This window comes from Streptomyces sp. NPDC002088 (assembly GCF_040296605.1).
Classification (GTDB): Bacteria; Actinomycetota; Actinomycetes; order Streptomycetales; family Streptomycetaceae; genus Streptomyces.
The window spans coordinates 146,827-159,048 of the sequence record NZ_JBEOXO010000002.1 but is presented as its reverse complement, the minus strand read 5'-3'; the positions used below and the strand labels follow the sequence as shown (position 1 = coordinate 159,048).

11 protein-coding genes are annotated in these 12,222 nt (G+C 68.4%); 2 read left to right on the top strand and 9 right to left on the bottom strand.

The genetic code is table 11. The annotated features are described in order from the left end of the window. Positions 1-67 precede the first annotated feature (67 nt). The 6 genes from ABT114_RS04460 to ABT114_RS04435 form a co-directional block, all read right to left on the bottom strand. Entirely contained in the window at positions 68-1,084 is a 1,017-nt protein-coding gene (locus ABT114_RS04460; RefSeq protein WP_351138496.1) for a hypothetical protein, read from the bottom strand. Next, positions 1,081-1,977 (bottom strand): radical SAM protein, encoded by an 897-nt coding sequence (locus ABT114_RS04455; RefSeq protein WP_351138494.1) that lies wholly within the window; start codon positions 1,975-1,977, stop codon positions 1,081-1,083. Before ABT114_RS04455 ends, ABT114_RS04460 begins: the two co-directional genes overlap by 4 nt. Continuing rightward, positions 1,971-3,122 (bottom strand): hypothetical protein, encoded by a 1,152-nt coding sequence (locus tag ABT114_RS04450; RefSeq protein ID WP_351138492.1) that lies wholly within the window; start codon positions 3,120-3,122, stop codon positions 1,971-1,973. The genes ABT114_RS04455 and ABT114_RS04450 overlap by 7 nt, the downstream gene beginning before the upstream one ends. Before the next feature lie 17 nt (positions 3,123-3,139). Further along, on the bottom strand, positions 3,140-4,075 hold the full coding sequence (locus ABT114_RS04445) for a zinc-dependent alcohol dehydrogenase (protein ID WP_351138490.1): 936 nt from the start codon (positions 4,073-4,075) through the stop codon (positions 3,140-3,142). A gap of 74 nt (positions 4,076-4,149) precedes the next feature. Continuing rightward, positions 4,150-4,827 carry an HAD family hydrolase gene (locus ABT114_RS04440; RefSeq protein WP_351138489.1) on the bottom strand — a complete coding sequence of 226 codons (678 nt, stop codon included), beginning with the start codon at positions 4,825-4,827 and terminating at the stop codon, positions 4,150-4,152. Positions 4,828-5,133: 306 nt separating this feature from the next. Beyond that, entirely contained in the window at positions 5,134-5,331 is a 198-nt protein-coding gene (locus tag ABT114_RS04435; protein ID WP_351138488.1) for a hypothetical protein, read from the bottom strand. 212 nt (positions 5,332-5,543) lie between these two features. Between ABT114_RS04435 and ABT114_RS04430 the strand changes: the two genes are divergently transcribed. Further along, positions 5,544-6,584: an AAA family ATPase gene (locus tag ABT114_RS04430; protein WP_031037661.1), complete on the top strand. Its 1,041-nt coding sequence runs from the start codon at positions 5,544-5,546 to the stop codon at positions 6,582-6,584. Next, entirely contained in the window at positions 6,581-7,141 is a 561-nt protein-coding gene (locus ABT114_RS04425; RefSeq protein WP_351138487.1) for a P-loop NTPase family protein, read from the top strand. The genes ABT114_RS04430 and ABT114_RS04425 overlap by 4 nt, the downstream gene beginning before the upstream one ends. A gap of 37 nt (positions 7,142-7,178) precedes the next feature. Here the strand turns inward: ABT114_RS04425 and ABT114_RS04420 are convergent, their stop codons facing one another. The 3 genes from ABT114_RS04420 to ABT114_RS04410 all read right to left on the bottom strand — a co-directional run bounded on the left by ABT114_RS04420 (position 7,179) and on the right by ABT114_RS04410 (position 12,214). Beyond that, a complete protein-coding gene (locus ABT114_RS04420) occupies positions 7,179-8,036 on the bottom strand; it encodes an NAD(P)-dependent oxidoreductase (protein WP_351138485.1) in 858 nt (285 codons plus the stop codon). After that, positions 8,033-8,707 carry an HAD family hydrolase gene (locus ABT114_RS04415; protein WP_351138483.1) on the bottom strand — a complete coding sequence of 225 codons (675 nt, stop codon included), beginning with the start codon at positions 8,705-8,707 and terminating at the stop codon, positions 8,033-8,035. The genes ABT114_RS04420 and ABT114_RS04415 overlap by 4 nt, the downstream gene beginning before the upstream one ends. A 135-nt stretch (positions 8,708-8,842) precedes the next feature. Then, a complete protein-coding gene (locus ABT114_RS04410) occupies positions 8,843-12,214 on the bottom strand; it encodes a HelD family protein (protein ID WP_351138481.1) in 3,372 nt (1,123 codons plus the stop codon). Positions 12,215-12,222: the final 8 nt, after the last annotated feature.

Here is a 12,222-nt window from a genome sequence, read left to right as displayed (position 1 = left end):
TGTGTGGTGCGGCAGGGCGCACGGCATGCTTCGGCCGCGGGTTCGGCGCTCCCCGGAGGGGGGCCGGCTACTTCGGCCAGCGGGAGAACAGCGTGATCAGCTGCTCGACGAGCTCCTCGCGGATCACACGCCACTCCCGGTCTCCGGCGCGCCGCGCGGCGGAGGCAAGGTCGTACTCCGCCTGGCCGACCTCGGGCAGACACGCGTACATCTGGAGCAGGGCCGACCCGTCGTCGGAGGGTGCCGAGTCGGTGTCCGCCGCCAGCAGGGCCCTGATGTCCTCCGCGGGCATGGAGCCGTCGATTCCGGAGCCGGGGATGCTCTTGCTCATCTTCGGCAGACCTCCGAGGCCCGGGATCATCTTGGTGTAGATGCCGGCCAGCCGGTCGGCGGGCAGACCCCAGCGTTCCGCCCCGCGCCGGGCGAGGGCGACGTACTTGTGCTCGTCGACGCCCAGGGACACCAGCACGTGCCGTCCTTCGCGGAGCAAGTGCACGAAGTCAGCGGCCATCAGCAACGTGGCCTGCTTCATGCCGTAGTTGAGGTGGTCGAAGACGCCGTGGTTGCGGTAGAGCCCGGCAAGGTCCTCCTCGGCCCAGTGGAAGTCGTCGTCGTCCAGATGGCGCGAGAGCAGGAACGCGGTGGCCATGACGTCGGTCTCGCCCTCCTGGCGGCGCAGTACACCGCGCCCCGGGTCGAAGCCGAGCCCGAGTGCGAACTCCTCGTACTGGTCGGCCAGGCGGCGCACCGCGTCCAGCGGCGTGCGACGCGCGTTGTAGGAGTCGAGGTCGCCGAGCACGATCTGCACGTCGAGTCCGCACTGCTGGAGCTTGACCGCGCGCAGCAGTTGGAAGAGCGTGCCGGCGTGCGGCGGGCCGCCGAGCCCGACGCCGGTGGTGACGATCGCCGGCCGACCTCCCGATACGGCGTCCGCGAACTCCCGCGCACCGGTGTGGCACACCCACTTCGTGTGCAGGTCGCCGGGGCTCATCCCCGCGAGGGCGAAGTCGATGGTGCCGAGGCCAAGGTGCTCGTACTGGTGCTGGTCGATGACGCTCTCGTAGTACGCGGTGTCGAACTTCATGCGATCCCCTCCAACTGAGGCTGCTCTCGTAGGGCGAAGGCCCGGCGGACCAGCGGCTCGAAGCCGTCGGCCAGCAGGTCCCCGATCACGGCGTTGCGGGGCGCGGCCACGCTGCCGAGGTCCGCAGTGACCGTTCCGTCGGCGAGGACCCAGACGCGGAACGGGTACGGGTCCTCGGGCGCCCGTGTGGGTTGGGCGAAGATCTCCACCGGGGCGACGGCACCGCGCACCCCGTCCACGGCCCGGACGAAGTCATCCCGCTCGAAGCCGTAGAGCTCCGCCTTGCCCGCGCTGGCACGGCCGATGGGCCTGTACTGGGAGATCAGCCAGTACTCGACCTCCGTGCGGTCAGCGATGCCGGCGACGAACTCCGCGAGCCGCGGCAGCTCCCGCACGGACGCGGCCGTGGTGAACGTGTTGAAGGCGAGTCGGCGCCGGTCGGCGACGAGGAACTCGACATTGGACCGGAACCGTTCGAAGTAACCCTGCCCGCGGAACCAGTCGGCCGAGTCCGCCTCCGGACCGTCGACAGCCAGGGAGTAGAGGGTCACGTGGTCGCGCAAACCTGCGTAACGGTTGCTCAGGAGAAGCCCGTTGGTGTGGAGGTTGGTTTCGAAGCCGACTTCCGTGGCGTGCTGGAGGGCGACCTCCAGGTGGTTGTCGTACGGCATCACGGGGTCGCCGCCGGTGAACACGACTCGGTGCGTCTCGGACTCGGCGCGGACTCGGTCGATGACCCTTCGCACGGTGTCGGGGTCCGTCTTGACTCGGTTGCGTTCCCGGTAGCAGAACCGGCACACGCCCGGTGAGGCGCTGGTCGGTGCCAGGTCCCAGGCGTTGCAGTCGGTGTTGAGGACGAGGTGGACGATCGCGAGTTCGTCGTGCGTCAGCATGGGGCCTTCTCCTTGCTGCCAGGGCTGACCAGGAGGGCTGTCGGGGAGACGGGCCGCAGGAGCGAGCGGAGCTTGTCCGGGGCACCGCCGGTGAGGCGTACGAACTGCTGCAACGTGTCCAGACCCGCGCCGGCGTCGATGATCGTGAGTGCCGTGTCGATGCCGGATTGGACGGTGGGAACCGCCTCGGACATCACCATGAGCAAAGCCGCGTTGAGGGCGACCGCGTTCCGCGCCTCACTGGTGTCCTGGCCTGCAAGTACGCGTACTGCGGCGGCGACGTTCTCCCGTGGGTCCTCGTGCTGGGTGACGGACATCAGGTCTTGCGGCATTGAGGACGCGCCCTTGCGTACCTGGTCGTTGAAGGTCAGGTCCTCGTCGCCGACGTTGATGCGGCAGGCTCGCACGGTGCTTCCGGGGATCAGTTCGTCGACCTGGACCGCCTTGCCAAGGCTGGAGTTGATGACCGTCACGTCGGGCAGGCCGAGTCTGGAGAGCAGCCGGGCGGAAGCGCCGACCGCGGGGTGCGAGAGGCCGTACACGTAGGCGGGGCAGGTGACCGGGCTGAGGAGGGCGGGGAACGCCAGACTGAGGGCGTGCACGGCCTGGAACCTGCCGCCGTAGCGACGGTCGAACTCGGGCACGCGGTTCTCGATGGAGAAGAACCCGAAGCCGGTCTCCGCCGTGATGTCGACCATCTCCTGGTGCGGCACCGTGTCGCTCGTCGCCCCCACGAGGTCGATGAAGTCGCGGGACCCGGTCTTCGACGACGCACTGCGCGATCCGAGCTTCGCGACGTGTGCTCCCCCGGTGGCCGCCACCAGCGCGGCGGCGGTACTGAGGTTGATCGTCTTGAAGGTCTTCTTCCCACTGCCTGTGTAGCCGACGAACCGCACCCCTTCCGGCGGCTGATGGAAGTCCCAGCCGCTTTGGTCCAGGGCTGTCGCGGCATGGACAGCGGCCTCGACCTCCTCCAGCCGTGGCCCCCGCAGGAGCAGTCCCGTCAGGACGCTTCCCAGCATCACGTCGCGCGTGTGGCCCTCCGGTAAGGCGAGGATGCGCGTGATCCCGTCGTGGACGTCCTGGGGTGGAATGTCGGCCGGTGAGTTGATCTTGTGGGCCAGCAATGGCGTTGTGACCGCCATGGCGTGGGCTCCTTCCGTCACGTGTCGGATGTGAGCAGGACCTTGAAGGGGCGATGGCGGGCTTCGTTGCTCAGGGCCGCCAGCCCCTGTGGCAGTTCACCGAGGGGGAATCGGTCTCGGGTCATCAGGGCGGCCCAGTCGCCGCCCTTGGCGATGAAGTCGATGGCATCCCGGAAGTCGTCGTGGCCGTCCGCGCGGCAGTACGAGAAGGAGCCGCGCAGGGTGATCGAGCGACGGAAGACGTCCCGCAGGGGGACCGAGAGAACGACGCGGGGCGCGTAGGCGTTCTGGACGAGAACCGTTCCCCCATCACGAACAGCCTTCAGCGCCTGGCGTATGGGGGCGTCACTGTGACCAGACGCGGCGTCCACGACGGCGTCGCACGCCGGCAGCTCGGCAGAGTGGAGAGTGATGTGCTGGTCGAGGACGTAGCGAAGTTGATGCGACCGCGAGGGTTCCCTGACCAGCATGTGCACGTCCCACCCCGCCTCTGTCGCGCAGATGGCCGTGCACACCGCAAGGACGCCGCCCCCGATGATGCCGAGCCGCCCCATAGGCACACGTAGCCCGCAGCGGACTCCGTGCAGGGCCACCGCCATCGGATCAGCGAGGACTCCGTGCGCGGGGTCGTGCAGGTGGCGAAGCGGGATGATGCTGTCGAGGGGCGCCCTTACGCAGCTGGCGAGACCTCCGGGAAGATCCCACCCGATGCGCTGGAGTCGTGGGCAGAGGTGGACATGGCCGCGGTCGCAGTAGTGACACGAGCGGCAGGAGACCAGCGGGTCGATTGCGACCCAGCCACCCGTCTCCGTGTCGACGCCGACGATCTCGTGCCCGGGGTACCACGGTTCCGGCAATCGTCCTTGCCACGGGTGATTGAGCTTCGCGACGTCGCTTCCGCACAATCCCGTGTAGCGCGTCTCGATGATCGTCGTGTCGCGCGCCGGGGTCATGTCCGCGGACATGCTGGCCGGAGCGGGTCGCTGGCAGAGGACGCCGTTCTCAACTGCCCACGCGTACGGGCCGCTCATCGCCTCCCCCAGCCGTCCAGCAGGGAGGGCAGAGCCTCGACACTGGGTATCGCCGTGCCGGACCAAGCGGTCTCGCCGAACACGAGGCTGCTTGGCCCGCCCCGGCGCTCCACGCGCACCGCACGCATTCCGGCCCGCTCCGCGCCGGCCAGCTCGTCACCGCCGCCATCGCCGCAGTAGAGGGCCTGGTGCGGGGCGACACCGAGTTTCCGGAGGACCGTGTGGAAGAGCATGCGGTCGGGCTTCACCGCGCCGGCCCGGCAGCTGAACACGACGGCATCGAAATGCGCCGCGAGATCGCTGCGGCTCCACGCCTCGGCGATATCCGGGGCCGCGTCGCTGAGGACGGCCAGCCTGGCGCCACCGCGCTGAAGCTGTACCAGCGCCCGCAGGAGAGCCGTATCGGCCTGGAGACGGACGTGGGCGATCCGGGCCAGGAGCACTTCCAGCTCATCCGCACAGACCGCAGAGGCGTTGCAGCGGGCGACGAGGTGAGCCGCAACCTCGGTAGTGGACGCCAGCTGCCCGTCATGCCTCGCCTGCCAACTGTCGGACAGTGCTGAGTCGGTAACCGCCGGAGAGACTCGCAGGATCTCGGCGAACTGGGTGACGGCAGCCCTCCGCTCGACTGTACTCGGGGCCGCGACGAGCGTGCCGAAGAGATCGAGTACCACCGCGATCGGGTGTGCAGCCGGAGCCGCAGGAGTCCGCTGGGGTGAAGGGCCAAGCAGTACGTCGCCCACTGGATGTGTTGCGGGCGCGGACGGGCTCGTCGACATGGAGGTGCTCGGCGGCGGATAGCGCATGGTGAGGCTCCATCGGTAGATCGGTGATCTCGTGCAGAACCGAACTCTCCGGCTGGCTGGACTGCAGCCAGATGACGCCTTCTCGGGCGTCCGACAGACGAGGAAGGAGGAATTGACTGCCATCAGGTCGAGGCCGCGCTGGGCCGCCAGGGCCCGGTGAAGCCGTCGCCGCGCTCACAGCCGCAGCCCCGACAGCAAGCCGGCGACCGACGCCGTGACGTCCTTCACGAACGGGCCGACGTTGTGGGTCCCGGCGAGATACAGGCCGAAAACCGCGCACACAACCGCGTGACCCGCCTTGAGCCCACCTCCGCGGCACAAGAAGACGATCACGATGCCGAGGAGCAGCAGGACAGCAACATCGACAGCCACTGCGGAGCCCCCTCCGATCTCGGACGATTACTGGAGACCGAGGCGGGTACTGGGACGACCGCGTCGGTGTGACCATGACAGCGGCTCGGAGCTGTGCGGAGTATCACAAGCCGTTCCTGAAGCTGCTCATCAGCAGCTCATGGCCGGGCGACCTGACTTTTCAACATCCGCTTACACATGGGTTCATGACAGGCAGACTTAGGCTCCGGATCATGACCAGGGATGGGCAGGCGGTAGGCGCGGTGGGTAAGAGTCGCCCGGGGTGGCGCCCAGACAAGCTGAGACAACAACGCGAAGCTCACGGCCTGACGCTCGAAGGCGCGGGTGAGCAGCTGCGCGAGGTGGCCCGGGCCGCGGGGCTCACGGTGCCGGCCGCCAACTTTCAGACGCTGTGGCAGCACGAGCAGGGAGAGGTCTATCCCGGACCGCACTATCGTCGCGCGTACTGCCTTCTGTACCGCGCGACCGAGCCCGAGCTCGGCTTCCGTAACGCTCTGCCTGACGAGGCCACGAAGCTCAAGTTCACCGCGTCGAGCGAACCGCAGAACGGCGCCCACGTCCTGGCCGTGGAACGGGCGTTGCACCAGCTGGCGCCGAGCGCGGAGGACGCCGACGGTCTGGGCGTCCAGCAGCGAATCCTCGACGCCTGGAAGCGGCGTCACACCGGCGGTGATCCGAACCGGCCGACGCTGATGATGGTCGGCGGCTACGCGGGCAGCGGGAAGTCGGAATTCGCCCGCTTCGTATCGCAACTCACTGGATGGCCCGTCCTCGACAAGGACCCGATCACGCGCCCGCTCGTCGAGCGCCTCCTTGTTGAAATGGGCAGCGAGCCCAACGACCGGCACACCGACCTCTACCGGGAGAAGGTCCGCCCGCTGGAGTACCAGTGCCTGCTGGAGACCGCGTATGCGAACGTCGACTGCGCGATCAGCACCGTCCTCTCCGCGCCTTTCATCGCCGAGACCACTGACCCTCGGTGGATGCGGCGCCTGATCAACCGCTGCGAAGCACGTGGCGTCACCGTCGCTGTCGTCTGGATTCAGTGCGACCTCGACACGATGCACGAGTACATCAGCTTCCGGTCCGCCGCCCGTGACAGCTGGAAACTCCAGAACTGGGACACGTACGCTGCCGGGATCGATCTCGAGCTGCGGCCCGTCGTGCCGCACTTGGTTGTCGACAACCGGCTCGGCTCCGCGATATCGCTCACGGACCAGGTGCGCCAGGTCTTCGGGACGGTGTTCCAATGAGGCAGGGCATCCTGCTGTACGGGCCGCCGGCGGCGGGCAAGGACACGATCACGGCGGTGCTCACCGAACTCGACGCGCGGTACGTGCCGTTCACCCGGCTGAAGATCGGGACCGGGAGGACCCAGGGCTACCGCATGGGCACACCGGAGCAGCTGGCCGCCCTGGAGACACGCGGCGACGTCATCTACCGCAACGACCGGTACGGCAACATCTACGTCGTCGACCGTCCCGGCCTCGATCAGGCCATGGAGGGCGGCAAGACCCCCGTCGTCCACCTCGGCCAGATGGCGGGGATGGAGCAGGTGACCGCCCTCTACCCGGCGCACTGGGTGCGCGTTCTGCTGTGGTGCTCCAAGGAGACGACCGCTCGACGCTCACCACAACGGGGCGATACCGACACGGCGGCCCGGCTGGCTGCGTGGGACGCCACTCAGGCCGATCTTGCGGCTCATCCGCGGGCTCAGTGGGAACTGCGCGTGGAGACGGACGGGACGGCGCCCCATGAAACCGCACAGAATATCGACGACATCGTCCGCACCACGCCACCTCGCTCCTGACGGCCAGGACGTCAGGGCCCCAGCGGATGCGACCTGCTCAACTCGGGTTGTCCGGGCCCCGCTCAAGGCGCAGAGCTTCCAGGGCCTCAGCGATATCCAGCCGCTCGTCTCTGTTCCCGTCCCACCGGGCAAGCGTCGCGGCAGCCGCGTGCATAAGGGAGTCCGGCAGCCCGGCGTCGGCGAGAAGGGCCGCCGCGTCCTCAAGCTCTGGGCCCCAACGCCAGGCGCGGGCAGCGGTCTTCGGGATGTAGTCGGTCTCCACGAGGTAGCTGCGGGTGCGCTTGGCCGCGATCAGCAGCAGCTCGTCCGCGACCCCGTACGTGTCCGCCGCCCCGTAGGCCACGGCAGCCAGCACCCGGGAGACCTTCTGGTAGCTGGAGTACGCGAGCTTGAGTGCGGAGGCTTTGCCGATGGTGTCGCCCAGGACGTGGGTCCGCACATCGGTGCCGGCGAAAAGTTCGGCGATCCGGTCGGCCTGCTCGACGGCGCCGGAAAGGTAGAGCGTCGGGGACTTGCCGCCCACCGGAGGCGATCCGACCACCGCGGCGTCGATGACCGGCATCGGAGCCAGGCGGTCGGCGATATTCACCACGCGCGACGGCGAGACGGCGTTCGCGTCGACATAGATCGTGCCCGCTTCGGACATGCCGAGCTCGGCTACTTGGCCGGCGGTCTCCTCCGCTGCGGCGGGAGGGCACAGGGAGAGCAGCACATCGGAGCGGGAGACAAGCTCGGGCAGCGCCGCGGCTTCGAGGCCCGCGCGCTCGGCCCGGCGGCGGGTTGTGTCGCTGCGTCCGTCGGGGCACCACAGCACGATGTGGCCGCTTGCGCGCAGCTGGGCGCCGAAGGCGGATCCCATACTGCCGGGGTGCAACAGCCCAATGGTGTTCGTCATGCCGCGGTCCTTGCGTGGTCGGCGGAGTGCAAAAGCAGCAGGTCGATGGCGGCGCGTGCATGCGGCACCACGTGGTTCGGCCCGGGATCGTCCGACGGCCAGGAACGGCCGTTGCCGATCCAGATGGTGCGCAGTCCTGCGGAGCGTCCGCCGCCGATGTCGTTGACCGGGTTGTCCCCGACCATCCAGCCACCGTCGCCCAGCACGGTGCCGCAGCGGGCCGCCGCCAGGGCGAAGTGCCGGGTCTGCGGTTTGCGCGCGTCGGCCTCCTCGGAGACGAAGACGCCGTCCACGCGCTCGGCGATACCGGTCGCCCGCAGCTTGGCGCGCTGGATATCCGTCGCACCGTTGGTCGCCACCCCCACCCGCCAGCCGGACGCACGCAGCTCGTCCAAGCCGTCGAGGACCTCGGCCGGGCACAACACCAAGGCCGCGATGTCGGTGCAGTACGCGTGCCACAACTCCTCAGTCGACATGGGCAGCCGGTACCGAGTGCGGATCACATCAAAGGTGGACGGATAGGCTCGCTCGGCCACCATGTCTAGGACGTTCGCCTGATCTTCGTCCTCCAGGCCGTGCTGGGCGGTGAACTCTGCGGCCCAGCCGGCGAGTGTTCCCCGCCGGTCCACGAGGGTGTTGTCGAGGTCGAAGAGAACCAGAGACGGCTGCACATCCCGCACCCTAATGCGCGGCGGTCAGCTGTGTGCTCGGCGCTGCGGGGCGGGTCGAGTGACCCTTCCCGCTGCGCTCTGCGCCGCGCATCGTTCCTTCATGCTGCCAAAGTGATCAATCTAAACCGATGGCGCCTACGGCTGCGCCGAGCCCAGGGCGGCATCCTTGTCCCGGCCGGCCCAGCCGTTGTGGGTGCGCCAGAGGAGGTGGACACCGTAGACGGCGAGCAGAGTTTCGGCGGACCAGTCCTCGGCCGGCGGCTCGGTGAGGACCAGGTAGAGACGGTCGGCGGGGGCGGCCAGGGTGTGGTTGATCTCCAGGAGGCGGGCGGCACCCGAGCGGAGGTCGGTGTAGGCGGAGTGACCGGCGCCGAGGATCTCGTATAGGAAGTCGCCATCTTCGGCCGTGCGGCTGACATCTACGACTTGGGATGACGTCGCCTGTTCGTCGGCCTCGAACAAGGCCGACATCAGGGCGTGGCGCACCGCTTCGTGCTTCTTGCACGTGCGGTCGGCGGCCGCGGTGGTCTCCAGCGTGTGCAGAAGATTCGTCGCAGACGGTGTCGTTACGGCGGTGTCCTCGGCGGATGCCATGGGCTCGGCTGCTCCCTGCTCGGGCTGCGGTGCGGAGGGTGTGGGTGCGGTCTCGGCTGTCGGCTCGGTCAAGGTGGTCATGCGGTGCTGAAGCATCTCCCGGGCCTGGGCCAGAGAGGGGGACCAGTCCGTTCGCGCCAGGTTCTCGCGGAGACGACTCACGTCCAGGCTGTCGTCCTTGAGGGCGCGATTGGTTTCGGCGGCGAGGTCACGCAAGAGGTTCAGACGCTGTCTGTCGGGTGAGCCGAGCACTCGTCTTACGTCCACCCAGTCCGCCTGGTCGCGGCGGAGTACGCGGTTGGCCATGCCCTTGAGCTCGGAGAGCCGTTCACGGGCGTTCTCCGGTAGGGCGACGCCGTCGGCGGTCAGTTCGTCGAACACGCCGAGCGCCGCCAGGTAGCGCTCGGCCATCTTCGCCGAGATGGGCTGGCGTCCACGCTGGTCCGTCGTGAGCAGGCAGTGGTTCCTCTCCTGCGCGAAGACCCAGCAGTCCAGCTTCTCGCCGGGGCGGGGCGGAGTCGATCCGTGGCGGACGGTCAGGATCAGCGGGACCTTGACCGGCGGGGAGAGCGCTTTGACCTTGTAGCGGCCGCCTGTACCCCGGTCGAGGACGCGGACACGAATGTCGGTGCCGATCTCGGGGACATCAGCGGCCGCCATCGACGGCTCGGTGGGGGTGGTTCCAGGCCCGGGAGTATCGGTGGTGTCCATGAGGGCATCCGGGAGCGGGGAGGTGTGCAGGACGGTCAGGCTCTGGGTGCTTCGGGTGAGGGCGACGTAGAGCTGGCGCAGCCCAGCCGGTCCGCGGTCGGCGATGGTGGCGGGTTCGACGACGAGGACGTGGTCGTACTCCATGCCCTTCGCGTGGGCGGCGGCGAGAACGGACACGGTGGCACGGTGCTCTTCGGTGAGGCCGGCGGTCTGGTCGAGATGACGATTGATCTCGTCGAGCCAGCCGGAGTCGTCGGGGACGATGACGGCCACGCGACGCAGGGTGTGTCCGTCGCTGGTGCCGACGAGCCGGGTCGTCTGAGTGACGGTCTCGTCGAGCAGCGTCCACGGTTCGGCTGCCAGGGTCCGGACGCTGTCGGCGCCCGCTTCGCGCACCGCCCGAGGGTAGGGGAGCGAGGGGGCGATCGTGCGAGCCAGAGGTGCGACGAACTCCATGATTTCCGCGGGTACGCGGTAACTGGTGTTCAGTTCGGCGACGTGCCAGTCGCCGTGGTCGGACAGCAGAGTGCCGAGGCGGTCCCAGTCGGCGTAGGTATGCGGACCCGTGGCCTGGGCGAGATCGCCGAGTACGGTCATGGAGCCGTTGACCGCGATGCGTCGGCGCAGTGAGCGTGCCTGCATGGGGGTCAGGTCCTGGGCCTCGTCGATGACGATGTGCCCGTAGCGTTGTGGAGTCTCTCCGGTGATGAGGTAGCGCAGCTCTTCCAGGCAGACGCGGTCGTCGAGGGTCCAGAGGTCGGCGTCCGCCGTGGCTGCCCTCGGACGGTGAAGGGCTGCCTGCTCCTCCGGGTCGAGGACGCCGTCGGCGCAGGTACGCAGGAGTTCGGGGGAATCGTAGAGGCTTCGGAGGGCTTCCCTGTCACCGGGCGACTGCCAGACGCGTTCGATCAGCCGCTCGACCTGGCGGTTGCGTTCCAGGTCCCGACGGATCGTGTCTCCTTGGCTGCGGCGTGGGGCCAGAGCAACGAGTTCCTGCAGCAGGCGGTCCACGAGCAGACTGCGGAAGCGGTTGCGGCGCTCCCGGTAGGAGCCGTCGCCCTCGCGTGCCTCTTGGAGAAGGACGAGAACCTCGGAACGCGGGATACGCAGAGTGGTACTGCCAGCCGTGACCGCGAGTTCGGGCTTGGCGTCCTTGTACGTGGGCGTAGCGGTGAATTCGTCGATCGCGTCGGGGCGACACTCGTGTTCCACGCGTCGGCGCAGGACGGCGGCCATGCGGTCGTCGGACTTGACCAGTCGCGCGCGTGGGGTGTCGGTGCCGAGGACATCGCCGTCCCAGAGGCGGTTCATCTGAACCGCGTTGATGTTCCGGGTGCCGAGGGTCGGGAGGACCTGTCCGACGTAGTCGAGGAAGCGCTCATGCGGGCCGATGACCAGGACGTCCTGCGCCTTGAAGTGGTCGTTGTTGACGAGCCACGTCACGCGGTGCAGGCCGACCGCGGACTTTCCGGTGCCCGGGCCGCCCTGCACGACAAGGATGTCGGCGGGAGAACCGGTGACGAGATCCATCTGATCGCGACGGATGGTCTCGACGATGTCCCGCATGCTGCCACTGCGGGAGCGCTGGAGCTCTCGCAGAAGGAAGTCATCGGGGGGCTGTTGTCTCTGCCGAAGGAGCTGGGCGACATCGGACGGGGTAGGAGCCGGTGGGACCGCCGGCGTCTCGGACGCCGCGACCTTGGAATCGTCCTGGACCCCCGCTTCGGGCTCGGTGCCATCGATGACAGACGGCGTGGCGGGAGAAACGACGGAGATTTCATCGACGTACGCTTCGACGACGTTCTTCGTGCAGCGCAACTGTCTCCGCAGGAGCACTTCACCTGGCGCCTCGGGCAGGGCCTTCGCCCACTTCTCCGCCACCGGGGCGGTCCACAGCACTACGACGGTCTCGCGGGTCTCGACGTCGGAAACGGCACGGCGGCCGATGTAGAAGGTGTCCGACTCTTCGCCCGGCTGGACATTGACGCGGCTGACGACCAGCGACGCGTCCCCGAGGCCGGCGTAATCTGCGGCCTTCTCCTCGGCGTCCTTCCGGTTGGCGACGCTGTCCTTGCCGCTGGCGGATGCCGCGGCGATCGAGCCGCCGCTCAGTTCGGCCAGTCGCTTCTCGTAGCAGTCGTAGGCGCGGTCCACCGCCTTCTGCTCTTCGGCGATGATCTCGTCGCGCATGGTGGTGCTCATGTACGTCC

Bases quoted from the DNA above. Each gene is read 5' to 3' on its own strand.
- ABT114_RS04460 (WP_351138496.1), bottom strand. From the start codon at position 1,084: ATGAAGTTCGACACCGCGTACTACGAGAGCGTCATCGACCAGCACCAG.
- ABT114_RS04455 (WP_351138494.1), bottom strand. From the start codon at position 1,977: ATGCTGACGCACGACGAACTCGCGATCGTCCACCTCGTCCTCAACACC.
- ABT114_RS04450 (WP_351138492.1), bottom strand. From the start codon at position 3,122: ATGGCGGTCACAACGCCATTGCTGGCCCACAAGATCAACTCACCGGCC.
- ABT114_RS04445 (WP_351138490.1), bottom strand. From the start codon at position 4,075: ATGACCCCGGCGCGCGACACGACGATCATCGAGACGCGCTACACGGGA.
- ABT114_RS04430 (WP_031037661.1), top strand. From the start codon at position 5,544: ATGACCAGGGATGGGCAGGCGGTAGGCGCGGTGGGTAAGAGTCGCCCG.
- ABT114_RS04425 (WP_351138487.1), top strand. From the start codon at position 6,581: ATGAGGCAGGGCATCCTGCTGTACGGGCCGCCGGCGGCGGGCAAGGAC.
- ABT114_RS04420 (WP_351138485.1), bottom strand. From the start codon at position 8,036: ATGACGAACACCATTGGGCTGTTGCACCCCGGCAGTATGGGATCCGCC.
- ABT114_RS04410 (WP_351138481.1), bottom strand. From the start codon at position 12,214: ATGAGCACCACCATGCGCGACGAGATCATCGCCGAAGAGCAGAAGGCG.